The 23326-nt window shown below is 72.4% G+C and carries 18 protein-coding genes; 7 read left to right on the top strand and 11 right to left on the bottom strand.

Translation table 11 applies throughout. The features are described from left to right. Positions 1-110: 110 nt before the first annotated feature. The 5 genes from ABH937_RS24975 to ABH937_RS24955 all read right to left on the bottom strand — a co-directional run bounded on the left by ABH937_RS24975 (position 111) and on the right by ABH937_RS24955 (position 7581). Entirely contained in the window at positions 111-470 is a 360-nt protein-coding gene (locus ABH937_RS24975) for a hypothetical protein (protein WP_280689464.1), read from the bottom strand. Continuing rightward, positions 470-2380 (bottom strand): hypothetical protein, encoded by a 1911-nt coding sequence (locus tag ABH937_RS24970; protein ID WP_370219535.1) that lies wholly within the window; start codon positions 2378-2380, stop codon positions 470-472. The genes ABH937_RS24975 and ABH937_RS24970 overlap by 1 nt, the downstream gene beginning before the upstream one ends. 154 nt (positions 2381-2534) lie before the next feature. Continuing rightward, on the bottom strand, positions 2535-3617 hold the full coding sequence (locus ABH937_RS24965) for an alpha/beta hydrolase (RefSeq protein WP_370219534.1): 1083 nt from the start codon (positions 3615-3617) through the stop codon (positions 2535-2537). A gap of 31 nt (positions 3618-3648) precedes the next feature. Further along, positions 3649-4788: a serine hydrolase domain-containing protein gene (locus ABH937_RS24960; RefSeq protein WP_370219533.1), complete on the bottom strand. Its 1140-nt coding sequence runs from the start codon at positions 4786-4788 to the stop codon at positions 3649-3651. A gap of 270 nt (positions 4789-5058) precedes the next feature. Beyond that, a complete protein-coding gene (locus tag ABH937_RS24955; RefSeq protein ID WP_370219532.1) occupies positions 5059-7581 on the bottom strand; it encodes a helix-turn-helix domain-containing protein in 2523 nt (840 codons plus the stop codon). 263 nt (positions 7582-7844) lie between these two features. Between ABH937_RS24955 and ABH937_RS24950 the strand changes: the two genes are divergently transcribed. From ABH937_RS24950 to ABH937_RS24940, 3 genes are all read left to right on the top strand, one after another. Continuing rightward, positions 7845-8462, top strand: coding sequence for a hypothetical protein (locus tag ABH937_RS24950; RefSeq protein WP_280689469.1), 618 nt, complete (start codon positions 7845-7847; stop codon positions 8460-8462). An 11-nt stretch (positions 8463-8473) separates the two neighbouring features. After that, complete coding sequence (locus tag ABH937_RS24945) at positions 8474-8758, top strand: hypothetical protein (RefSeq protein ID WP_280689470.1); 285 nt, start codon at positions 8474-8476, stop codon at positions 8756-8758. A gap of 99 nt (positions 8759-8857) precedes the next feature. Next, entirely contained in the window at positions 8858-9208 is a 351-nt protein-coding gene (locus ABH937_RS24940; RefSeq protein ID WP_280689471.1) for a hypothetical protein, read from the top strand. A gap of 89 nt (positions 9209-9297) precedes the next feature. Here the strand turns inward: ABH937_RS24940 and ABH937_RS24935 are convergent, their stop codons facing one another. Both ABH937_RS24935 and ABH937_RS24930 read right to left on the bottom strand, forming a co-directional pair. Further along, positions 9298-9678, bottom strand: coding sequence for a hypothetical protein (locus tag ABH937_RS24935; RefSeq protein ID WP_370219531.1), 381 nt, complete (start codon positions 9676-9678; stop codon positions 9298-9300). A 188-nt stretch (positions 9679-9866) separates the two neighbouring features. Further along, a complete protein-coding gene (locus ABH937_RS24930) occupies positions 9867-11411 on the bottom strand; it encodes a hypothetical protein (RefSeq protein ID WP_370219530.1) in 1545 nt (514 codons plus the stop codon). Positions 11412-11488: 77 nt separating this feature from the next. Between ABH937_RS24930 and ABH937_RS24925 the strand changes: the two genes are divergently transcribed. Both ABH937_RS24925 and ABH937_RS24920 read left to right on the top strand, forming a co-directional pair. Then, a complete protein-coding gene (locus ABH937_RS24925; RefSeq protein ID WP_370219529.1) occupies positions 11489-12280 on the top strand; it encodes a polysaccharide deacetylase family protein in 792 nt (263 codons plus the stop codon). Between the two features lie 71 nt (positions 12281-12351). Beyond that, a complete protein-coding gene (locus tag ABH937_RS24920; RefSeq protein WP_370219528.1) occupies positions 12352-12972 on the top strand; it encodes a hypothetical protein in 621 nt (206 codons plus the stop codon). Positions 12973-12978: 6 nt separating this feature from the next. Here the strand turns inward: ABH937_RS24920 and ABH937_RS24915 are convergent, their stop codons facing one another. After that, positions 12979-13914 carry a LysR family transcriptional regulator gene (locus tag ABH937_RS24915; RefSeq protein WP_370219527.1) on the bottom strand — a complete coding sequence of 312 codons (936 nt, stop codon included), beginning with the start codon at positions 13912-13914 and terminating at the stop codon, positions 12979-12981. 49 nt (positions 13915-13963) lie between these two features. Next, complete coding sequence (xylB, locus tag ABH937_RS24910; RefSeq protein WP_370219526.1) at positions 13964-15409, bottom strand: xylulokinase; 1446 nt, start codon at positions 15407-15409, stop codon at positions 13964-13966. Positions 15410-15951: 542 nt separating this feature from the next. On the opposite strand from xylB, the gene ABH937_RS24905 reads away from it, so the two are divergent. Both ABH937_RS24905 and ABH937_RS24900 read left to right on the top strand, forming a co-directional pair. After that, entirely contained in the window at positions 15952-17043 is a 1092-nt protein-coding gene (locus tag ABH937_RS24905; RefSeq protein WP_370219525.1) for a hypothetical protein, read from the top strand. Positions 17044-17142: 99 nt separating this feature from the next. Beyond that, positions 17143-18963: an Ig-like domain-containing protein gene (locus tag ABH937_RS24900; RefSeq protein WP_370219524.1), complete on the top strand. Its 1821-nt coding sequence runs from the start codon at positions 17143-17145 to the stop codon at positions 18961-18963. A gap of 28 nt (positions 18964-18991) precedes the next feature. Here the strand turns inward: ABH937_RS24900 and ABH937_RS24895 are convergent, their stop codons facing one another. Beyond that, entirely contained in the window at positions 18992-21841 is a 2850-nt protein-coding gene (locus ABH937_RS24895) for a glycoside hydrolase N-terminal domain-containing protein (RefSeq protein WP_370219523.1), read from the bottom strand. A gap of 137 nt (positions 21842-21978) precedes the next feature. Beyond that, on the bottom strand, positions 21979-23253 hold the full coding sequence (locus ABH937_RS24890) for an ROK family transcriptional regulator (protein ID WP_280689480.1): 1275 nt from the start codon (positions 23251-23253) through the stop codon (positions 21979-21981). Positions 23254-23326 lie beyond the last annotated feature (73 nt).

Genomic DNA, 23326 nt, shown 5'->3' with positions numbered 1-23326 from the left:
GTCCTCCTCTGTCGAGTCCCTCTGCTCTGGACGCCCGTTGAGACACCGCGCGGCGGCGGATCGTGACAGCCCGCCACGGTGACGCGCCTCACAGCGTGCGTGACGTGGATTCAGCCGGATGGACGGAGCTGAGCGAAGCGCTTGGCGAGCGAGGGGCCGAGCTGGCCGACGATCGCGTATCCGGGGCTGGCGGGGAACGGCAGGCTCAACAGGAACGAGCCGTCGATGACGTCGTCGTCCTCCGGGTCGCCCTGCGTGGAGCGGGCCTCCAGGAACTCCAGCACCGGCCCCCAGGCGGCGCGCCAGTCGGCGTCGTTCAGCAAGGCTTCGACGATCTCCCCGATGAGGTCCCACAGGAACAGATGCGGCAGCAACTCCCCGGAGTAGTTCTCGAGATGGCATGCGTAGGACTCCCCGACGTTGGGGAATCGGCCGGCCATCTCCTCGATCAGCCGTTCACCTGGGTACATCAGCAGTCTCCCAGCCCGGGGTAGTTCTGATAGCCGTTGTACTTGCCGGCCAGGGCGTCGTCGGCGGCCTTGAGCAGTGTGTTGGCCACCTTCACATCCCGGGCGCTCTTCACCACCGGGACCCGCTTCTGGCCCGGCTTCTTGACGGAATCGGTGGTAAGCCACCTCGCGAGCGCCGAGCGGAGCTGGGGGACGCTGTTCAGCGCGTGCTGCTTCCCGTTGACGAGTGGGCCGCCGTTGGCCTCGTGGCTCGCGGCCGCGAACGCCGATCCGTCGCCGATCTGCTTGCTCCCCGGTTGGTCGACGCCATGATAGAGGGCCTTGATGATGTTCTGCAGATCGGGGTTGTCGACCTGGGGTATCGGCGCGGTGCTGTCAGCAGCGGCCGTGACCGTGCCCGTGCCCCTGGCCGAGACCGGTGTGACGCGGATCCCGGTGCGCCCGTCGAATGTGAAGCTGCTCGCGCTGGTGCCCGGCGCGGCGGTGGGGCAGGGGCGCTGCTGGTCGGCGGCCTCCTGGTTCTCGTCCTGGACGAGCTTCGCGACGTCGACCTGCGCGGTGGCGTACACGTAGTACTCGCCGGCGTAGTTGACGTAGTAGGGGACGGAGACGCCGCCCTCGGCTCGCGACTGCGCCTCGGCCGCCGCCTTCTTCTGCGCCTCGACGGAGGCCACCACCGCGCCGGCCCCGCCGGCGCTGCAGCTCATCGTGCCGGTGCCGTTGAGCGGCAGGCTCCCCTGGCCGGTACAGCCGGGGGCGGGCCGGCCTTCGACGGTGATCGTCGCGGTCAGCTCCGCGGCGATGTTGCCGCCGACGACGGTCGAGCCCGCGCCGGTGGCGCTGATCGTGTTGGAGACGCTGACGGTCACCTGGCAGCCGGCGTCGCTGCAGGAGAGCTGACCGTTGCCCTGGAGGTTGAACTGCAGGTCGCTGTCGACGGCGTCGGCCAGTGACTTGGTGTCGTTCACCAGGCCCTGGTAGGTGTTCTGGGCATCGCCCGGCTGCTCGGCCGGGAAGTTCGTGCCCGGCAGGTCCGGGGCGCTCGCGAGGCTTGCCGCACTGCCGAGCGCGGCCGCGCCGCCCGGGTGGTAGGCGGCGACCGCGACGCTGCCCGCTGGTGGTGGGCCCAGCGCGAGCGGCGAGGCGGCGCCGCCGGCCGTCGGGGCCAGGCGCACGATGCGGTAGGGCGCGTCCCGGGTGACGGAGAGGACGCCGAGCGAGGTGTTCGCCGACAGCACCGGGATGCCGTCGAGCACCGTGCCGGGGTCGTTCGCGGGCGGGACCGACCGGCCGGCGAGCAGGGCGTTGTCCAGTCGCAGCGACAACTCGGCCGGGGAGAGCAGCCGCGCCGGGACGGTGCCCAGCAGATCGTCGATGTCGCGGCCGGTCATCCACCGGCCCTTGAGCGCCGCGGTCTGCGCGGCGTTCGTGGCGTTCGGCAGGCCGGAATCCGGCGGTTTGACGTAGACCTTGCCGTCCACCCGCAGGAGTCCGTACGACGCCCCGTCCGAGGTGATCGTGCCGACCACCTCGCCGTTCGCGGTGACCCGGGCGTCCACGGCACCGACACCGGGTTCGCTGTCCTGGTAGCGCACTTCGGGGGCGCCGGCCAGGGCGGCGAGGGCGGCCGCGAACGGTGCCTGGTCCAGCGCGGTCCGCGGCACGGGCTGGGCGGTCGGCCGCGTCGGTTGAGCCGAGGACAGCCAGGCGGCCAGCGCGACCAGCAGCGCCAGCGCGAGCGTCCCGGCCAGCAGCAGCCGGCGCTTACGGCGTCGGGTCGGCCGGCCCGCCGGCGGGACGGGTGGGACGTGCGGCGCGGGCGGCCACGGTGGCGGCGGTGGCGGCGGGCCCCACACCTGGCCCGCACCCGGTGGCGGCTCCTGCGGTAACCCTGAATCCGGCCAGCTCATACAGCGTCAATCTCCCTGTGCGAGGTACGTTCCGCGCACCGCACACCGCGGTGACGAACACACCGTCAAAGTGCTTGCAAACGACCGGCGGTGGTGCGACCCGCAGTGGTCCGACCCGCGGTGGTTCGACGGTCGTGGTTCGACGGTCGGTGGCTCAGCCGGCCGCGGCGAACGAGGCCGCGAGGTGCGGCAGGTAGTCGGCGAAGGCGGCGGCCCAGCAGCCGTAGTCGTGGCCGCCGTCGCAGTTGGGCGAGAGCGACGAGCCGTTGCCGTAGTCGACGTAGCGGCTGGGGATGCCGAGCTGGTCCAGGCGGGCCTTGACCGTGTTGGAGGCGATCTCGGTGTAGTGGTCGATGAGGCCCTGGTTGCCGGTGTAGAGGGTGACGTCGGTGCCGGCGAGCTTGGCCAGGTTCGCGGGGTCGGCGGGGTTGAGCTCGTTCCACTTGTGGTCCGCGTTGAAGACCGGGTAAGGCGAGCCGAAGATCGCGTCACTGTCGACGTAGGGCCCGTAACCGGTGCACTGGCCGGTGCCGGAGGTGCTCACGGCGCACCAGGCGCCGGTGAGGTTGAGTTCCGTGGCCAGGACCGCCGCGCGGACCTCCGGCATGCCGAAGTCGATGCCACCGGACAGCGAGGCGGTGTGCCCGAACAGGTCAGGACGGGCCTCGGCGTAGTGCAGCGCGCCGTACCCGCCCATCGACAGGCCGACCACGGCCCGGTGGGCCCGGTCGGCGATGGTGCGCAGGTTGGCGTCGATGAACGGGACGACCTGGGTGGTGTGGAAGGTCTGCCAGTTCGCCGCGCCCAGCGCGGTGTTCTGCATGGCCCAGTCGGCGTACCAGCCCTTCAGACCGCCGTCCGGCACCACCGTGATCATCGAGTCCGAGTGCAGGGCGGGCGCGGCCGCCGCGTCGTCCACGGTGCCCCCGCCGCCGTGCAGGAAGTACGTCACCGGCCAGCGCTCGGTGGGGTTCGCCGCGTAGCCCTGCGGGAGGAAGATGCGGATCTTGTGGGTGCCGGAGAGCTGCGCGGTGGTCACCGTGATCGTGAAGTCGGTGCTCGAGTGCACCTCGGGGGCGCCGACCTGGGTCAGGCCGAAGCCGTTGGTGAAGGTCACCGGGACGGTGTCCGCGTGGGCGGGCGCGGGCGAGCTGCCGAGCAGCGCGGTCAGGGCCATGGCCGCGGCGACGGCGGTCGTGGTCGCGTGCCGGCGCCAGCGGGTGGGGAGTGTCGTCATCGGGGGTCCTTTCGGAGTATCGGTGAGGAGGTCAGAGCGCGCAGTAGGCGTTTTCCAGGGCAGTGCCGGTGTCGGTCTGGCCGGCCGTGCCCGTGAGCAGGTGGAACTCGTTGTTGGCGTGGGCGACCTGCTTGGTGCCGTCGTCGCTGCTCAACCAGGTGCTGTAGAAGCCGAGTACGGCACCGTTGTGCCCCCAGGCCCACTGGCCGCAGGGCAGCTGGACGTGCTCGAGGCCCAGGCCGTAGCCCGCGGTTCCGGTGCTGTCCACGGGCACCGTGGTCTTGAGCTCGGCCTCCTGGGCGGGTGGCAGCAGCTTCCCGGTCAGCAGCGCCCGGCCGAAGGCGGTGAGGTCGTCCAGGGTCGACACCATCGCCCCCGCCGAGCCGAAGGTCTGGACGTCGGAGACCGTGACGTCGTTGGTGTAGAAGGTCACGGGGTGCACGTAGCCGTGCAGGTAGTTGCCGTACAGGTTGGGGTCGCTGGTCGGGAAGGTGGTGTTGGTCAGACCGAGGGGGCCGATGATCCGGTTCTGGATCTCGGTGGCCGGGCTGTTGCCGGTGACGGCGGTGATCACCATGCCCGCCAGCACGTAGTTGGTGTTGGCGTAGCTCCACTTCTGGCCCGGCGCGGCGTTCGGCTGCCGCGAGGCCAGCGCGATGTCCACCAGCGACTGCGGCGTCCAGGCCTGGTTCGGGTTGAGGTCCAGGGCGTAGGGGCCGGACACCTGCACGCTGCCGAAGTAGTCGGGCAGGCCCGATGTGTGGTTGAGCAGCTCGCGGATGGTGATCTTCGTGCCGTCGTAGCCGTTGGCGTTGACCGCCCCCGGCAGCCACTTGGCGACCGTGTCGTCCAGCGAGAGCCGGTGTTCGGCCTCCAGCTGGAGCAGCACGGTGGAGGTGAACGCCTTGGTGTTGCTGCCGATCCGGAACTGCGCCTTCGGGTCGGCGGGCACGCCGGTGGCGAGGTTGCCGGTGCCCGCGTGCACGTACTGGGTGGTGTCGCCCTGGCGGACCAGGCCGATCACGCCGGGGTATCCGTCGCCGACGCCCTGCTGGGCGCCGGTCTGCAGGATGCCGGCCGCAGCCGGCGTGTCCGCGTTCGCCGGGCCGATGCCGGCCAGGGCGGCGAGCAGCAGTGTCGCGCTGACGGCGGTCAGACGTAGGGACTTCATCGGACTCCTTCGTCCATGGGAGGTGATGGCGCCCGGACGGGCACGGGAGGTCATGGCCCCCGCGCGGATCGACGCGGCGTCGGGCGCCGCTGACCGGGCACTTCGATGCTGGTGCCCGGGCCGGGCGGTGGACAGGCCACGGCACCGGCCATCCATGGCCGGTCGTCACCAGGGCCGCGCGCCGGACGACTTGGCAGCCCCCAGCGCCTCAGTCCCCGGCGCCTCAGTCCCCAGCGCTTCAGGGAGCGGGGGACGGCCGGCCGCGCGTCGTCAGGTCGAGTCGTTCCGCGCGGTGGGGAAGCTGGCCGGTCGGTACTTGGCCTGCCGCTCGCGGAAGGTGCGGCCGAGGTGGTGCTGCAGCCGGACGTGGCGGAACTGGTACACCGCGCCGGTCTGGCGCAGCACGCCGCGCTGGTAGGCGTCCTCCAGGAAGGCGACCGTGTCCCAGGGCAGCTTGCCGGTCAGCGGCAGCCAGATCCGGGACAGCACGACCCACTGCCCCCACGCGGTGAACGCGAGGGCGTAGGAGACGGCGCCGCCGATCCCGCCGACCGCGCCGATGAACAGGCCGGCCGACAGCCCCCAGTTCAGCGGCCCCAGCGAGCCCTGGAGCAGGTCGACCACCAGGCGGCCCGCGCCGGCGATCGCCAGCGTGAACAGCGGTGCCAGGACCAGGACCTGACGGCCCACCGTCGCGCGGTTGGCGGACAGCAGGCTGACCGGGGTGGCCGCGGAGGTGACGTCAACCGGCGCCTCGAGCGCCGCCACCAGCCCGAAGACCAGCCCGGCGGCCAGCCCGAAGATCAGGCCGAAGCAGACCATGTTGATCAGGGTGGCTTCGATCACCTGCGGATTGGTGAGCGGCAGCCCCGGATACAGCGCGCGCTCCAGCGCGAGCGCGCAGGCGCAGCCGACGCCCATGACCGATCCGCCGAGCAGGCCGTCCCCGAACCGGCGGGCGAACGTGCGCAACGTCCGCCGTCCGCCGCCGAACTGGCGGCCGGGCAGCCGCAACCGCACGCGGGTCGGCTCGAACGCCGGACCGCTGCGGTAGGCGACCATGACGACCGCGTAGACGCAGCCGAAGGCGAGGCCGGCGACCGGCCCCATCAGGGCCCCCTGGAGGAGGATCTCGCCGCTGTCGACCGGGCTGGACAGCGCGAAGACGAGCCAGTCGGCCAGGGTGATGCTCAGCGCGGTCGCCAGGACCACGGCGATGATCCGGGTCGAGCGCCGCAGCGAGTCGCTGATCCGCCACCAGGCGAGATCCTGCTGGTCGACATCGTGCCGCACCAGGTGGTGGGCCAGGTAGCCGAGCCACTGCTGGGCGCGCTCCGGATCCCAACCGCGCTGGCGGCGTTGGGAGCCGCCGGCGACCTGGTCGGGGACGCGGTGCCGGTAGACCGCCGGCACGAACCCCGCCAGCAGGTGGTCCTCGAGGGAGTGCGCGCTGGGGAAGCGGGCGGTGTCCAGCAGTTCGGCCGGATCCCGGTCGGGCGCCTCGCTGTACATGGTGCGCGCCAGGATGACCATGAGCGGGGTGGTGAGTACGGCGGCCAGGTTCGCGCCGCCCGGGGTTTCGCGGGCGCGCAGCTCGTCGAGGACGGGGTCCCACAGGGGTCTGCCCCCGCGGTCGCCCGCTGCCTGCCCGTGGCCGACCGCGCGGGCGGTGCGGGGCAGGTAGCCGGCGAGGTTGTCGAGGGTGAGGTCGGCGAGCTCGATCCCCGCCGCCCAGACCAGCGGTGCGTGCGCCGCCTGCACGGCCTCGGCGAACTCAGCGCGGCGGCTGGTGAGGACCAGCGGCAGCGAGATGGCGTTCAGCGCCTCGAGTGCCTCGCGCCGCAAGCCCTCCGCGATCTCGTCGAATCCGTCGAGGACCGGGAGGATGAGGTCGGCGTCGACCATCGCGGCGGCCAGCGTCGAACCGCCGGGGCTGCGGCGGGCCAGGTGCGGGTGGTCGCGCAGCAGGCGGCCGATCATCCAGTCCCGCAGGTCGGTGCTGCTCGGGTCCCAGGAACCGAGGCTGAAGATGACCGGCACCCGGCCGGGGGCGGTCCGGCCCTCCAGGACGTCCAGGACGAATCTGATCGTCAGGATCGACTTCCCCGAGCCGGCCCGGCCGAGTATCACCAACCGCCCCGAGGATATCCGCCGGTAGACCTCCGCCACGCTGCGCAGGTCACCGCTCAGGTCGACCTGGCGCGGCACGGCGCCCGGCCCGAGACGCTGGATGTTCTCCGAACGGTCCGTCAGACCCGCCGGCACCTGCTGCCAGCGGACCGGCAGCGGAAACGGGTCGTGGACCCGGCGCTGCTCCTCCTCGCGCCGCCAGCGGCGCCGGATCTCCCGCGCCAACTCCTCCACGGCCTCGGCCAGCTCGCCGTGGACGGGCAGCGGAGCGGGAGCCGTGAAGGGCGGCGGCGCGGGCTCGGCGTCGGTGTCGCCCTCGGTGTCGCCCTCGCCCTCGGTGTCGCTCTGGGGCTCGGTGTCGGCTTCGGTGTCGGCCTCGGACGGTACGGGCGCGGCCCGCACCGCTTCGGGTGCCGCCGCTTCGGATGTCGCCCCGCCCTGCGCCTTCGCGAGCAGGGCCGCCAGCAGCCGGCGCTCCTCCTGCCCGAGGTCCAGCGCGTCCGCCAGCAGGTTCACCGTGCCCAGCCGATGGTCGGTGGACTTGCCGGTCTCCAGCCGGCGAATGGTGCGAACACTCACCCCGGACCGTTCCGCCAACTGCTCCTGCGTCAGCCCCGCCTGACGGCGCAGCCGGCGTAATAGCGTGCCGAGCTGATCAGTCACTGGTTCGTTTCCCCTTGCTCGCCAGTATCGCCGCAGGTGAGCCTACCGGTACGCCCGGTCATATATGGCCGGTGCCGTGGCCTGTTCGCTGACCAGCGGGAACCCGACGATCGGTGGTGCAGGGGGGTGGCCGTGCGGACCCTGAGAGGCCGTAGGGCCGCCACCCCCCGTCACCCAAGTTCCCCAGTTCCCCAGTTCCCCATGACCAGCAGGCGTGACGCGTGTCGACGACGCGCGAGCGAGAACGCAGGAGTCGGATCCGTATGGCAGACACCGAACACGGCAGGGCCCGATCAGCGAGCGCGTGGACCGCGCCACAGGCCGTCCCCGAGCCCGTCCCCGAGGCGGCCGTCCCCGAGGAGGTCGCCCGGCTGGCCGCGGTCCGGGGGCTCGGCGGCCTGGTCGACGTCCGGCGCGGCGTCTCCGCCGGGCGCGCGGTGAGCGTGGGTTGGGGCACCGGCGCCGTCGGCCTGGCGCTGACGCTCGCGCTGGGCTTCGCGAGCTCCCGGACCTCGCAGTTCTCGCTCGCCCACTCGCTGCTGCACGCGCTCACCCTCGCCTTCCTGTTCGCGGCGGTCGGCGGAATCGGCTACGGCGTGCGGGGCCTGGTCTCCGGCACCCGGGCGAACTACCTGTACGCCCACGGAATCGTGCACACCAGCAGGTCCGGCCCGCAGGCCGTCGCGTGGCCGGAGGTGACCCGGCTCAAGAGCGTCCACCAGCGCGGCGACCAGAGCACGGTGGGCCGCGTCGTCGGGTACCGGCTGGAGGCCGGCGACGGCACCTCGTTCCTCATCCCCTTGCTCCTGGTGGACGGCCGCGACGCGTTCGTCGACCAGATCGTCGCCGCGCTGCGCCGGCACGACCGTCCGATCGTCTAAAGGGAGTTCAGATGCCCACCACCGACAACAACAACGACACCGCCGCGCCGCCGTACGCGAGCGCCGCCGCGCCGTACACCGTCGTCTCCCCTCAGCAGCGGGTCATCTGGGAGACCAAGGGCAAGCGCGCCATCGGCTTCGGCGTGGCCTGGCTGCTCGGCGGCCTGCTCATCACCGTCGTGACCATCGCGCAGGCCCAGGGTGGCGGCGTCTACGTCATCGCCTGGGGCCCGGTGCTCTACGGCGCCTACCGGATCTTCTCGGGCGTCCGGCTCCGGAACAGGAGCAGGAGCTGAGCCGAGGCGTCGGTCTCGCCCAGGACCCCGGCCGGCTGGCCACGATGCGGCTGCCGGCATGACGACACCCCGCCGCAGGGCGACATCCGAGGAGTCAACATGGCCTACCGCTACTGGTGCGGCGAGTGCGGATTCAAGACCCCGTGGCTCAGCCGGTCCCAGGGCGAACAGCAGCAGATCGACCACTACGCCAGACGCCACCCCGGCATCCCGCCCGGCGGCCACGTCGAGATCAACCGAAGAAGGCCCAACAGACGCTCCGGCTGCCTGCGCCGGACGACGCTCGCCCTGTTGCTGCTGATCCTGGTGGCCGCCTGGCGTCGTCTGACCGTTCACCAGGTGCGGCCGCCACTGCCCGGTTCGGCGTCTGCGGGTATCTCGGGCCGTCGTGAATCCAGGCGGTGGCCGACAGTCGCGAGGTCCATGGGGCGGTCAGTGGCGGCGGCTTGACCGCGCGGCGGCCCCTACGCCGAGTACCGCGCCCTCAGCAACGCGACCGCCCCGGCCCAAGGCCGGGGACCGGGGCGGTCGTCGGGAGGTCAGAGGCCGAGCCCTAGCGGATCATGTAGCGGTACACCGGGGCGCCTTCCCAAGCCGGGGTCTTGTCGCCCAGCTCCCGGTAACCAAGGGCTTCGTACATCTTCATGGCAGCCTGCGCTTCGGGCCGGACCGCAAGTGTGACGCGCTCCGAGCAGGACGCCGAAAGCGAAGCCGACCAGCGCACCTGCGCGGGCCAGCACCAGCCGAAAGCCGGGCATGGTCCGGAACGACTCGTAGCCCTCCAGGAACCCGACCAGGTCGCGGGGCCCCTCGAAGTACGGCGGCTCTGCGAACACCTGCTCGTACAGCGGCGCTATCTCATCCAGCACCTGGGCAGCGGCATCCGAGTCTGTGAAGGTCTCGAACTTGGTCTTCTCCACGGTGCTCCTTCTACGCGATCAGGTGGGCAGTGCTGGCAGCGGCGGCGGCCGGATCAAGCGCGTGAAGGAAAGCGTGTGCCTCCTGCATGGACGAGCGCGCCCGGCCCGAGGACACCTCGGTCAGGCGGCGGCCGTGGCCACCCGAGCTCCGCGTGGTCAGGGCTGAGCGGCCGCCCGTTCCTCGGGTTTCAGCGCCGGGCGTGCCACATCACGTCGGCGCCCACCTCCCGCAACCACGCGTGCCAGGTCAGGTCGTCCCACCAGGGGACCGCTGGGGACTCGCGCGGCTGCTCCCCGAGCAGCGCGACGGCGCGGTCCACTTGCTCGTCCCCGGTGAAGAGCAGGCACAACGAGGCGATCTCGGCGGACAGCTCGGCGGCGACCCGGCCGCTGGCGCCGCAGGAGTCGAGATAGGCGACGGAGACCAGATGGACGAGCGTCGCGGGGTCGTGGGTCTCCCAGTAGTCCCCGACCGCCCCCCGCGTCATCAGGTCGTGGTACAGCGCGAGCAGTCGGCGCAGCTCGGGGAAGTGTTCGCGCAGTTCCCAGGAGTCGAGGGGGAGTTGGCCGGGGCCGGGCACCGGTTCGGTCCACCAGGCGGGGAGGTCGGCGCCCTGCCGGTGGACGCCGGCTTGACGGCAGTGGAGCAGGACGGTCAGGGCGGCGGCGGTCTCGCTCGCCGCGTCGGGCGGGCCGAGCCCGTACACCCGCATCAGCTCGGGCTGTCGGCGCAGCGCCCAGGCGAGGTCGGCCAGCTGGACCGCCGTCGCCTGCGGCATCGGTTCGTGGTGGGAGCGTCGAATGCGCTGATGTCCGACACCGGGTTGATCGAACGTCAGGCCGTAGCGTTCGTCGGCACCGTAGGCGGCGAGGAGGTGGCGGGCCTGACCGTGCCGCCGGTCGATCCGCTCGACGGGCACGGGCGGCGCGTCACCTGTGCCCTCCGCCACGGTGGCGCTGGGGCCGGCCGCCGCCAGCTGGCGGAGCCGGTACTGCGCCTGGACCAGCACGGCCGGCCAGCCCAGCGACGGCAGCTGCGCGTTGGGCCAGTGGTCGCGGGGGAGCAGCCTCCACTGGTCCAAGGCCACCAGCTCGGTCAACTGGCGTACCAGGTCGGCCATGTCGATCCGCCGCTCGCCGGCGTCGGACGGGTCGAACCTGCCCAGGACCGCGACTTCGGTCGCGAACACCTCGTCGGACGTGCTGGTGCGGCTGAAGCCCTCGCAGAGGTGGTCGGCCAGGGCCAGTGCCCAGACGTCGCACAGGTCGCCGGCTTCCGCGTAGAGCCGGCGCACCGTCCAGCTGTCCAGGGCCCGGCCGTCGCGGCCGCACTCGGTGATCAGCAGGTCGAGCTGTGCCGCGAGAGCCCGCGCGGGGTGGCCGAACAGGCGCGCCACGCAGGAGTGCAGGGCATCGCGAGGGGACCGGTCAGGCTCGGGCCCCGGCGCCGCCTGCGGATCGGTGGCCTGCGCCAGCTGTGCCCTGAACGCCTGGACCGCGTCCTCGGGCACCGCCAGCCGGGTCGTCGCCAGGAACTGGACGAGCGTGTCCTGCGGCTCCTGCCGCGCTGCGGCGACGCGGGCCCGCGGATGCGAGAGGACCTCCAACTCCCGTCGCAGGATCTCCTCCTGTGCCGGATCCACGTCCACGCCCAGGGCCGCGAGGAAAGCGGACCGCAGGGTGCGGCCGTCCTGGTCCAGCGTGCCCTCGTGGGCGTCCAAGGCGCCGTTCACCAGTCTCGTCCCCTTCCCTGTTCCCGAGTCCCGCGCGCCGGGATCGCGCAAGGGCCGGTGGGGACGATACTGCGTTCATGATCGGGTTTCACAGTGACTTCTCGCGACGCCTGTTGATCACGACCGCCGGCCTGGCGCTTGCCGCCACCCGCACACCGGCGCGGGCCGCAGCAGCGAGCTCGGGCGGCTCGGGGCCGGCGCCGGCCGATACCTCGGAGGCGGTGCGCAGGCTCTTCGGCTCGGAGAACCGCACCCTGCCCACCGAACGGCGGGTCGTCGCACTGACGTTCAACGCCGACTGGAACACGGACGGACTGGACGGCGTCCTGACGACGCTGCGCCGGGCGAAGGCTCCGGCCACCTTCTTCCTGACCGGAGCGTTCGCGGATCGTGAGCCCCAGGGTGCGCGGATGATGGCGGCCGAGCACGGCATCGGCAACCACTCCTACAGCCACCCGGAGTTCCCCGGCCTCACCCCCCAGCAGGCGCAGGACGAGGTCATCAGAGCGGACCGGGCCATCCGCCGGGCGATCGGGCGGCCGTCGCTCCCGTTCTTCCGGTTCCCCTTCAGTGACACCACCGCGCAGGCGATCGCGGCCGTCAACGCGCTGGGCTTCGCGGACATCGAGTTCAGCGCCGACACCAACGGCTACCTCGGCACCGCCGGCGGCATGTCCGTCGACCAGACCGTTGCCCGCGCCGTCGATGCGCTCGGCCCTGGCGAGATCGTGGAGATGCACGTCGGTGCCGACCAGGGCCGTCCCAACCTCGACGTGCAGGCCCTGCCCCGCATCATCGACACCGTGCGGGCCCGCGGCTACCGGATCATCGACCTGCGCGCGCTCCTCGAACCGCACCCGGACTTCTGACCCGTGCCAGCCGATGTCCGCAAGCGCGCCGCAGGCGGGATCCGGGCGCGCGGTGGGAGAGCATGGCCGCTATGGACGTCGAAACGTTGGTACGCACCCGCCGCGCCCTGCACGCCGTGGCCGAGCTGGTCCTGGCCGGGCCGCAGTTCCGGGCCAGCGGCACGATCAGGCTGCGCGCGTCCCTCGGCGGCTTCGCCACCCGGGCGGAGCCGCACGGGCAGGTCGTGGCGGCGGAACTGGTGGCGTCCGGACAGCGCCTCTTCCTGGAGCGGACCACCTGCGCCGCTCTCGCGGCCGCGGTCGGGGTCACGGCCGGTGCGCCCGCCGGGCTCTACCAGGACGGGTCGGGTGTCGGCCCCGAGGACGTGATCGAAGCCGACCCGCAGGCCGCCCACCTGATCGCACAGGCTTTCGCGGTCGGCGACGCCGCACTTCGCCGGATGTTCGACGGGGCGGATCCGGTCATCTGGCCCGAGCACTTCGACCTCTCCGTGACCGTGGACGCGGTCGACTACGGGGTCTCTCCCGGGGACGGCTTCCAGGCCGAGCCGTACGCGTACGTCGGCCCGCAAGCCCGGCAGCAGGGGCGGTTCTGGAACGCGCCGTTCGGCGCGGCGGCCACGATCCGCGAACTCGGCGGCGTGGACCGCCTGCTGGCCTTCTTCGAGCGGGGCCGGCGGCTGGCGGCTTGATCACGGTCAGCGCGGAAGCACCCAGTCCGGCACCCAGGTGCCGGCGGCGTCGTGGCCGGTCGCTGCGGCGGCGAGGTGGGCGCGGAGGGTGGCCAGCGCGGGGTGGGGGTTGTCGCGGTGCCAGAGGAGCGAGTGTGGGTAGACGGGCGTCGGGTCGGTCACTGGGATCCGGCGCAGGCCGTGGTCGTCGGGCCAGACGAGTCTGGATTTCCCGCCCATGAAGGTGGCCAGGGCCGGCGTGTCGGCGATGGTGTCGAGGAGCGCGTCGGAGCCGAAGTTGGGGCCGGTCGCCTCGATGGTGAGGCCGAACTCGGCGACGAGGTCGTCGTAGTAGGCGGCCCACTCGGTACCGGGGACGATGCCGGGCATCCAGATCCGGTGCCCGACGAGCTGAGCGAGGGTCACCGACCGGGCGCCCGCCAGCGCGTGGGCGGGGCCGGTGAGGAGCTGGAGCGGCTCGTCGAGCACCCGGACGGACTCGATGTCCTCGGGAAGGGGCCGGCCGGGCGCGGCGACGGCGCGGAAGGACGCGTCGATGGCACCGGACCGGATGGCGGCGACGGCCGTCTCGACGTCGAACAGCATCAGCACGTCGAGCTCGATGTCGGGGTGCGCGCGGTGGAAGCCGCGCATCAGGCCCGACTGCGCGCTGCGCGAGGCGATCACGTCGACGCGCAGGGGACGGCGGCCGGTGCGCACGGACGCGACCGCGCGCTCGGCGACGCGCAGCAGCTCGCGCGCGTGGGGCAGGAACGCCTGCCCGTCGATGGTGAGTTCGGCGCCGCGCGCGGTGCGGGTGAACAGCCGCACGCCCAGGCTTCGTTCCAGCGTGGCGATGCGCTTGGAGACGGCCTGCTGGGTGACCGCCAGCTCGGCGGCGGCCTCCTGGAACTGCCCCGCTTCGGCGGCGGCGACGAAGGTCCGGACGGTGTCGAGGTCCATGCCGACACCCTAGGGGAACAACTGTTGGTTGTGGCAGCCGCGACCGCTGTCACCGCCCGTCCGTCCTGGCCGCCGTTCCCGGAGCTCCTTGCAGCGCCCCGGCCCGGCGCAGCGTGTCCGTGATCCGATGCAGCGTGTCGTCGTCCCGGGCAACCGCCTCCAGCACCGGTCCCTCGGCGGTGCGCCAGCGCCGGGCGACGCTGTCGGCGGGCTCGCCGGTGAGCAGGGCGGCGGCCTGGGCGGCCGCGCCGAGGGCGACCAGATCGCCGGCGGCGGGGATCTGGACCGGTCGACCGGAGAGTCGCCGTACGGTCTGCTGCCAGGCGTGGCCGCGCGCGCCGCCGCCGATCAGCAGCAGGGGTCGGTCCGGGGCCGGGTCCTCGCCGCCGGCGCGCAGGACGTCGTCGAGGGCGGTGAGCAGGGCGTGGGCGGCGCCGTCGTAGGCGGCCTGGAGCAGCTGGCCGGCCGTGGTGTCGTGGCGCAGGCCGTGGATCAGGCCGGACGCGAACGGGAGGTCCGGCGTGCGCTCCCCGTCGAGATAGGGGAGCACCACGGCAGCGCCGCCGGGCTCGACGGCCTCGCGATCGCGTCCGATGAGTTCGGCGAGGCGGTCGACGGCGAGGGTGCAGTTGAGCGTGCAGGCCAGTGGTAGCCAGTCGCCGAGCGCGTCGGCGAACCCGGCGACGGTCCCGCTCGGATCGGCGGGTCGGGTGCGGCCGACGGTGTAGACGGTGCCGGAGGTGCCGAGGCTGAGCACGGGCTGCCCGGGCGCCAGGCCCAGGCCGAGGGCGGCGGCCATGTTGTCGCCGGTTCCGGTCGCCACCAGCGCGCCGGCGCGCACTGGCAGTCCGGGGCGGACGGTGCCGGCCGCGCTGCCCGGGTCGAGCACCCGTGGCAGCAGTGCCGGGTCGAGGTCGAGGTGGCCGAGGATCTCCCGGTCGTATCCGCCCGGGCCCCACCAGCCGGTGCCGGAGGCGTCGCCGCGGTCGGTGGTGGCCTCGCCGGTCAGACGCTCCGTCAGGAAGTCGTGGGGGAGCCTGACGGCGGCCGTGCGAGCGGCGGCCTGTGGCTCGTTGGCGCGCAGCCAGGCCCACTTGGCGGCGGTGAAGGCGGCGGTCGGGACGCTGCCGGTGCGACGGGAGATCTCCAGTGTGCTATAGCAAGCAGCAAGTTCCGCCGCCTGGGGCGCAGAGCGCACGTCGTTCCAGAGCATCGCGGGGCGGATCGGCCTCCCGGCGGCGTCCAGGGTGACCAGCCCGTGCTGCTGGCCGGCGACCGAGACCGCGGCCGCGCGGTCGGCCCAGCCGGTCCGCCCGACGGCCTCGCCGAACGCCTGCCACCACTGCTCCGGGTCGCTCTCGCGCCCGGCACCCGTGCTGACGGTGTGTCCGGCCCGCCCCTGGCCCAGGACGGCGCCGGTGTCGGCGTCCACGGCGAGCGCTTTGGTGGACTGCGTCGAGCTGTCCACACCGATCACGACGCGCTGCGAGGCCATCTGCCGCTCCTGCCGCTCCGACGGGCCGGGCCGAGGGGTTTCGTCCGGTGCTTCGGCACACTAATTGGTCATTCGCCATGACGAACAGCCAACGGCAGTGAAACCGGAGCCGTCCCATGGCCCGTGCCCCTTCGACGTCGAGCCGGGCGGGCCCCTGCGCGAGCCGGTGTCCCCACGGCGGGTCGTGAGACGCAACGTCAACTCTTCGGTCCCGGGATCGAAGGCCTGTCAAGTGTCGCATCTACCAGGTCAGATCGACAGAATCGACCGCAGATGCCACCCCCGCGACCCTGTCACGGTCCGCATCCGTGACCCATGATGAGGGCGGCGAGGCGGCGGTCCAACATCCTGGTCCGTCACGCTGCCGGGAGCCGGCATCCGCGTCGACCAACAGACCCGTGACGGCTGCTCGGTACACGGCTGCTCGGTCCACGCCTGCTCGCTCCACGGCTGCTCGGTCCACGGAAGACGATCCCGGATGCCGCATCCAAGAGCGCCGCCAGGCCGCGTTCGTCGCCCCGGAATCAACAAGGGAGAATTCGATGGGAAAAAGATCTCTGCGGCGCTTCGGCGTGGGTTTCGGCGCAGGTAGGGCGCTGGTCATAGGTGCCGTACTGGCCGCCGTGGCGGTGCCAGGTGTCGCGCACGCCAACACCGTGAGCGTGACCGTGAAGACCCCCGGGGCCACCGCCGGCCCCAGCACCACCTTCTCCGAGATCTCGACCCACGCGGACTGCAGCAGCGGTCTCATCTCCGGCGGCGGCATCGACCAGGCCATCGGTACTGGTATGACGTCCAACGGCAACCACGTGAACGGCACCGAGCCCAGCTCCGACGGCTCCACCGAGTACACCGGCTCGACCGGTGTGGTGGGTACCGACAACACCCACTGGCTCGGCATCGGCGGCAGCGGGGGCGCGGTGAACAGCTCGTTCTCGTCCACCCCGTACGCGGTGTGCTTCAGCAGCAACCTGATCAACCACACCCAGACCGTCATGAACAAGGTCGCCGCGCCGAGCAACAGCGCGACGCTGGGCGTGACCACCGCGACCTGCCCCGCCAACACCGTCCTGCTGGGCGGCGGCGCCCGGACCACCCCGGCCTCGGTCGGCAGCCTCAAGCCGATCGCGAGCTTTCCCACCTTCGACAACTCGGCGCACGACTACGGCCAGAAGGCCGCGGCCGACGGTGAGACCAACCCCGACTCCTGGACGGCGGTCGGCTGGAACGGCGGCGGTGGCGGCACCACCAACACCACGTTCGCGTACGCGATCTGCAGTGGTAGTGGCATCAACGTCAGCGGCGTGACCGTGAAGGTCCACTACAGCGAGGCGAGCGGCCCGACCTCGGCGACCACGGGCCAGACCGTGACCGTGGGCTGCGGCACCGACGGCAGTCTGGTCAGCGGCGGCGCGGCCATCAGCGGCGGCAGCGTCACGACCACCGACTTCACCGGACCGGGCTCGGGCGGCGACCACCTCAACGGCAGCTACCCCAGCGACAGCAGCGGCAATCCGGTCGGCGACGGGACCACGTCGGCCGCGTACTGGACCGGCTACACCCACACCGGCGGAGCCGGCTCCACCAACACCTACTCGGACGTCTGGGCGCTCTGCGCCAACGACGGCGTCTGAGCCATCGACTGAACCCCATCCGCAGGCGGGCCGATCCCGCCTGCGGGATCTCTCCCCACCCCGGTCGCACACAGGACCGGAGAGAAAGCGTCAACTCCCATGAGCAGCAACACCCCGAACTCCCGTCGGACGATCCTCGGATCCACGGTGATCTCGTTGGCCGGCGCCACGGGCCTCGTCGCCGTCGCGATCGTGCCCCTCACTGCGGCCGCCGCCACGGCGAGTGCGGCCGCGCCCTGCGGCACGGGTGGTGTCTTCACCACTGCCCCGCAGCCCACCTGCACCTACAACTCCGTTGGTACGGACACCTTCACCGTCCCGGACGGCGTGACAGCGGTCACCGTCGACCTGTCCGGTGCCGAGGGCGGCAGCGCGGCCGGCTACATCGTCCCCCACCCGGCGATCTCCGGAGCACCCGGCGGCCTCGGCGGCGAGACCCGCGCCACCCTGCCCGTGACCCCGGGCCAGACCATCCAACTCACCCTGGGCGCGGCCGGCATCCCCGGATCGTCCCGCCACGGTGAGTTCGCCCGTCCCGGCGGCACCGGCCACGGGCGCGGCGGCGGCGGCGCGCACGGCGGCGGCGGTTCGGGCGGCGGCGGCTCGGACGTCCGGGTCGGCGCGTTCGGTGGCTCCGACCGCGTCCTGGTCGCGGGCGGTGGCGGCGGCGCCGGCAACGGCGGCCCCGAGCTCCAGGGCGGCGCCGGCGGCGGCGAGGTCGGCCTGGACGGCGGCCAGAGCAACGGTCCGCTGGGCTCGGGTCTCGCGGGCGGCGGCGGCAGCCGGATCGCGGCCGGTCACGGCAACCCCAACACCTTGAACGGCGGCCCCGGCACCCCCGGCATCGACCTCGACCCCATCACCGGTGAGCCCGACCCGGGCAGCGGCGGCACCGGCGGCAACGGCGGTGCGGGCGGCCCTGGCGGTGGCGGTGGTGGTGGCGGCTGGCACGGCGGTGGCGGCGGCTCCGGTGGCGGCAACCCGGGCTACTTCCCGGGCGCGGGCGGTGGCGGGGGCAGCAGCTACGCGGAGCCGGCGGCGACCGGCGTCTCCCTCCTCCAGGGTGTCAACCAGGGCAACGGTAAGGCCGTTGTGTCGTTCCAGTACGGAACTTCGGTCTCCCTCACCTCGGATACCGCCACCCCGCTCTTCGGACACTCCGTCACCGTGACCGCGACCGTCGCCCCGGCCGCCCCGGCCGAGGGCACCCCGACGGGGTCGGTCACCTTCTCGGACGGGACGACGACGCTGGCGACCGTGCCGCTGAGCGGTGGCCGGGCGAGCTTCACCACCAGCAAGTTCCAGCCGGGGGACCACGGCATCACCGCCACCTACGGCGGGGACCCGAACTTCACCGCGAGCAGCGCGGCGCAGCCCGCCGACGTGACCGTCGGTTTCAGCGAGCCGTGCATCACGGAGCACCACGGCAAGCTGACGGTGGCCTCCGGCCAGTCGCTGTGCATGGCCCCCGGCGGCGAGCAGGACGGGCCGGTCACGGTGCGGCCGGGCGGTGCCCTGGCCGTCTCCGGCACCCGGATCAACGGCCCGGTCTCCGTCAACGGCGCTGCCGCGCTCACCGTCTGCCAGTCGACCCTGTCCAGCCCGCTCGGCGTCAACGGGACCACCGGCTTCGTGCTGATCGGTTCCGACCAGGGCGACACGACAGGCTGCGCGGGCAACACGGTCGAAGCCCCGGTGAGCCTCAACGGCAACACCGGGGGCATGGAGGTCTCCGGCAACACGCTGCAGGCGCCGGTGACCATCACGGGCAACAGCGGCAGCGGCCTGCTGCCCGACCAGACGGTCCCGGAGTTCGAGGGCAATGTCGTTGGTGGGCCCCTGAGTTGCGACGGCAACGCACCGACGCTGTGGCAGACGGGTAACACGGTGGACGGGCCGAAGTCCGGACAGTGCCGATGAAAGCCCAGGCGCTGGAACTCCGCTTGCGTCACACCGGGATGCGTCGCCACTGCTGGCCCGGACCGGAGTTGGCGCTCTGCTGCTCGATGGTCGCCAGGTCGGCCGTGGAGTCCTGCGTGACGCCGAGCACCTTGCCACTGCGCACGGAGGCGATGGTGATGTAGCCGTCGCCGGTGTCGGTGATCCGCCACTGCTGGTTGGTGCCGTGGGTGGGCGTCCATTCGATCAACGTGGCGCCGTCGGCGGTGGAACCGCCGTTGATGTCCCAGGCCAGGGCCGTGTGCGTGCAGTCGATCTCGTAGGTGTCGCCCCCGACACCTGTGAACCGGAAGTGCTGGTTGGCGGCGGTGCCGGGGGTGTACTGGATCAGGGTGGTGCCCGCGACGGTGGAGGCACCGGGTACGTCGATGGCCTTCCCGCTCAGCCGGTTGACCAGTTGGCAGACCGTGCTCTGGGCCGGCGGTGTCACGGTCACCGAGCCACCGGCGGGGATGGTGACCGCCTGGCTCCATGCCCCGAAGACGACGGTGGTGCTCGCTCCGGCGCTCCCGCGCAGCGTGGCGGTGGTGACCTGGCCGGACGCCCAACTCAGGTCCACGCTCAGGCCGCCGCGCACGCCGATGCCGGTGATGCTGCCCGACGCCGCCCAGGCCGACGGCAGCGCGGGCAGCAGCTCGACCCGGCCGGGCCGGGACTGCACCAGCATCTCCACCATCGCCGACGGCGCGCCGAAGTTGCCGTCGTTCTGGAAGACCGAGCGGTTGCCGAAGCTGTACATGTTGAACATGTTGATGCCGACACCGTTGGCGAAGTTCACGGACGGCTGCATGACGGTGAGGACCAGCTGGTAGGCCTTGTCGGCGTTCTTCAACTGCGCCCAGCACAGCGCGCGCCAGGCGCAGCCCCAGCCGAAGCTGACCATGCCGCGCGCGGTCAGCAGGGTGGTGGCCGCCTCGATGAGCGCGGGCGGGGAGTCCTGGAGGTTGATCCGGTCGCCGGGGAAGAGCCCGATGAGCGGGGAGAGGTGGCGGTGCGTGGTCTCACCGAGGTTGTCGTTGCTCATCCACTCCTCCAGCCAGCCGCTGGTGGCGCTGATCTCGGGCAGGTACAGCTGGTCCTGGAGGCCTGCGATGGTGCTGGCGTAGCCGGCGTCCCGGCCCAGAGCGGCAGCGGCCTCCTGGTAGTTCCGGAAGAGCTGCCAGACGAGTTCCTGCGCGTAGGTGATGCCAATCGCGTCGGTCGGGCCCTGCTCGGGCGACCAATCGTGGTCGTCGACGAGCACCTGGCGGGTGCCGCCGGTCGCCGGGTCGGGCACGGTGGTGGTGATGAGCCTGGCTTCCCAGAACTCGCAGGCGCCTTTGAGCAGCGGGTAGATGCGCTCCAGGTGACCGGTGTCCTGGGTGTACTGGTAGTGCTGGTACAGCGAGTTGGAGATCCAGGCGCTGCCGGCCGGGTGCCACCACCAGCCGTTGCCGCCCCAGATGTTGGTGGAGATGGCCAGCGTCCAACCGGCCACCTTGCCGGAGGAGTTGCGGAACCCGTTGCGGGTGTCCTGGAAGAGGTCCCGGGTGGTGGCCTGCCAGCCTGGCAGTTGGGCGATGCAGTAGTCGGTGAGGGTGTCGAAGCACTCCGACAGGCCCGTGCGGTCGGGCAGCCAGTAGTTCATCTGGAGGTTGATGTCGGTGTGGTAGTCGCTCATCCAGTCCGGGTCGTTGCGGTCGATCCACAGGCCCTGGAGGTTGATCGGGAGACTGTCGCGCGAGCCGCAGATCATCAGATAGCGGCCGAAGTGCAGGAAGGACGCCTCGAGTTCGGGATCGGGTGCGGAGCCGGCGGCGGCGCGGGCGGTGAGCCGGGAGGCGGTGTCCATGGCCCGTTGGGCGGCGCTGGAGGCGCCCAGGTTCACCGTCATGGCCTGCTGGAGTCGCTGGTAGTCGGCAACGTGGGTGGCGAGCAGGGCCGTTCCGGCGACGGTGGCCGCGGCCGCGGCCCGGTGGCGGGCGACCGTGAGCGGCGCGATGGAGGTGTCCTTGTAGCCGATGGACGCGTCCGCCTTGTAGTTGGTGCCGCCCGAGACGACCAGCAGCACCTCGCGGCAGTCGGCGAAGCTCAGCTGCGCGCCGGCGGCGGACACCGTGCCGCCGGTGCCCACCGCCTGCACCACGGTCGCGTACCGCAGCGAGTTCGGCAGGGCGGCGTCGAACGAGACGCTCACGGTCGCCGTGTCGGCCGAGACCGTCTCGCCCCTGGTGCCCGTCAGCGTCAGCGATCCGGTGTACGAGCCGCCGCCGCTCTGGGTGAGGCGGATGACGATGACATCGTCGGGCCGGCTGGAGTACACCTCGCGCCGGTACGTCACGCCGCCCAGCTGGTAGGAGGCGGTCACCAGGCCGTTGGAGAGGTCGAGTGCGCGGCGGTAGCCGTTGATCGCGGCGGTGGTGTGGGCCGGGATCTCCAGGTACGCCTGGGCCAGCAGCCCGAAGCTGCCGAAGTCCGTACTGTCGTATGCGAATTGGCCGTCCGAGCCGAGCGAGGCGTTCGCGTCGCCGGTCCACAAGGTGGCGTCCGACAGGTACAGCGCGTCGTGGGACGGGTCGCCGGTGACCATCGCGCCCAGCCGCCCGTTGCCGATCGGCAGGCCCTGTTCCATGATCACCGCCTCGGTCCCGGGCGCGGTGTACCAGAGCGTGACGGTCTGGGAGTCGGGAACCAGGGTCGGTGCACCGGGGCGCGTCACCGCCGCTGCTCCCGTGGTGAACTCCGGCAGGGAGCCGAGCGCGAACAGCGCGCCGAGGGACAGGGCCGTGCGCAGGACGGCGCGGCGCGGCACCCCGCCGGCCGCAACGGTCTCGGGGCGAGAGGAGGGGGATCCGGACATGGGTGGGTCCTTCCTGAGGATCGGGGGAGCGCGAACCCGGTGCGCGAATCTGATTGATCCTGCGCGAGTTTGCGCGATCCTGCTCGAAACCGGAATATATGGGCACCGTGATGGCGCGTCAACGAATCCGGCAGGCCCTAAGCGCCCGTCATCGCCGCCGTCGGATCCTGGTACACGGCGTCCAGCGCCAGCAGTGCGGCGCCGCGTACGGTGCCCGCGAGGCCGAGTCGGGAGAGGGCGATCTCGCAGCCGCCGGTGTCGGGTGCCATCACCAGGTCGCGGACCTGGGCGGTGACCGCGTCGATCAGGTGCTCGCCGAAGTAGGCGAAGTGGCCGCCCAGGATCAGCAGTCGGGGGTTGAGGATGTCGGCGAGCAGGGCCAGCCCGGGCGCGAGGTGGTCGGCGATCCGGTCGAGCGCGGCCAGGGTGCGCGGATCGCCGGCGTGTGCCCGTTCGTGCAACTCGGCCAGGCGCTGTCCGAGGTCGAGCATCGGGTCGCGGACAGGGTCGGTGGGGTCGGCGGCGTAGCGCAGCAGCGCGTCGCGTCCGACCGTGGTCTCCCAGCAGCCGATCCGCCCGCAGGCGCAGGGTTCGTCGGAGGGGACCAGCCGCAGGTGTCCGACCTCGCCCGCGTATCCGCCGGTGCCGCGCAGGAGTTGGCCGCCGGCGATGATGCCGACGCCGACGCCGGTCTGGCCGGTGACGTAGACCAGGTCGCGCACGTTGTCGGCGGAGGCCAGCACGTACTCGGCCAGCGCGCCGAGTTTGGCGTCGTTCTCCAGGTGCAGCTCCGGGGCGCCGGGGCCGAGCCGCTCGTGCAGGCCGGCCAGGGCCGGGACTTCCCGCCAGCCGATGTTGGAGGCGTACTTGACGACGCCCGCGTCCATGTCGACGGCGCCGGGTGTGGCCAGGGTGATGCCGACGACGTGGCCACCCGCGTCGCGCACGGCCGCCATGCCGTCGGCGATCAGCCGGGCCACCGCGTCCAGCGCGGCCTGCGGGCCGGCGGCGCGCACATCCAGCGGGGTGCGGCGCTCGAAGGTGACCTCGCCGCGCAGGTTGAGGGCGAGCAGGCTGATGTAGTCCACGTTGATCTCGGCGCCCAGGCCGTGGACGCTGCGACCGTCCACGTCGACCGCCTGGCCGGGCCGGCCCACGGCGTTGCGGTCGCGTTCGGCCTCGCCCTCCCGGACCAGGCCGCCGTCGAGCAGTTCGGCGATCAGGTGGGAGACGGTGGCCTTGGGCAGGCCGGTGTCCTCGGCGATCCGGGCCCGGGAGCGCGGGCCCTCGTCGCGCAGCAGCCGCAGCACCATGCTCAGGTTCGCCCGCCGGGACGCGGACCGGTCCCGCGCGACGGCCGGGCGTGCCATGGCCAACTCGCGTACGCCCGTGCCCCGCAGCGCCTGCTTCACCGGGTCTCCTCTCGCCTGTGCGGACCGTCTGTGCGGATCGTCTGTGCCGACCAGCCTATTGACTTGGCCAGGG

Source organism: Kitasatospora sp. GAS1066B, from assembly GCF_041262605.1.
Classification (GTDB): Bacteria; Actinomycetota; Actinomycetes; order Streptomycetales; family Streptomycetaceae; genus Kitasatospora.
Note: the sequence above shows the minus strand (reverse complement) of the source record. Positions and strands in the feature narration are given on the sequence as shown.

Coding starts and splice junctions, on each gene's coding strand:
- ABH937_RS24975 (WP_280689464.1), bottom strand. CDS start 470: ATGTACCCAGGTGAACGGCTGATCGAGGAGATGGCCGGCCGATTCCCC.
- ABH937_RS24970 (WP_370219535.1), bottom strand. CDS start 2,380: ATGAGCTGGCCGGATTCAGGGTTACCGCAGGAGCCGCCACCGGGTGCG.
- ABH937_RS24965 (WP_370219534.1), bottom strand. CDS start 3,617: ATGACGACACTCCCCACCCGCTGGCGCCGGCACGCGACCACGACCGCC.
- ABH937_RS24960 (WP_370219533.1), bottom strand. CDS start 4,788: ATGAAGTCCCTACGTCTGACCGCCGTCAGCGCGACACTGCTGCTCGCC.
- ABH937_RS24950 (WP_280689469.1), top strand. CDS start 7,845: ATGGCAGACACCGAACACGGCAGGGCCCGATCAGCGAGCGCGTGGACC.
- ABH937_RS24945 (WP_280689470.1), top strand. CDS start 8,474: ATGCCCACCACCGACAACAACAACGACACCGCCGCGCCGCCGTACGCG.
- ABH937_RS24940 (WP_280689471.1), top strand. CDS start 8,858: ATGGCCTACCGCTACTGGTGCGGCGAGTGCGGATTCAAGACCCCGTGG.
- ABH937_RS24925 (WP_370219529.1), top strand. CDS start 11,489: ATGATCGGGTTTCACAGTGACTTCTCGCGACGCCTGTTGATCACGACC.
- ABH937_RS24920 (WP_370219528.1), top strand. CDS start 12,352: ATGGACGTCGAAACGTTGGTACGCACCCGCCGCGCCCTGCACGCCGTG.
- ABH937_RS24915 (WP_370219527.1), bottom strand. CDS start 13,914: ATGGACCTCGACACCGTCCGGACCTTCGTCGCCGCCGCCGAAGCGGGG.
- xylB (WP_370219526.1), bottom strand. CDS start 15,409: ATGGCCTCGCAGCGCGTCGTGATCGGTGTGGACAGCTCGACGCAGTCC.
- ABH937_RS24905 (WP_370219525.1), top strand. CDS start 15,952: ATGGGAAAAAGATCTCTGCGGCGCTTCGGCGTGGGTTTCGGCGCAGGT.
- ABH937_RS24900 (WP_370219524.1), top strand. CDS start 17,143: ATGAGCAGCAACACCCCGAACTCCCGTCGGACGATCCTCGGATCCACG.
- ABH937_RS24895 (WP_370219523.1), bottom strand. CDS start 21,841: ATGTCCGGATCCCCCTCCTCTCGCCCCGAGACCGTTGCGGCCGGCGGG.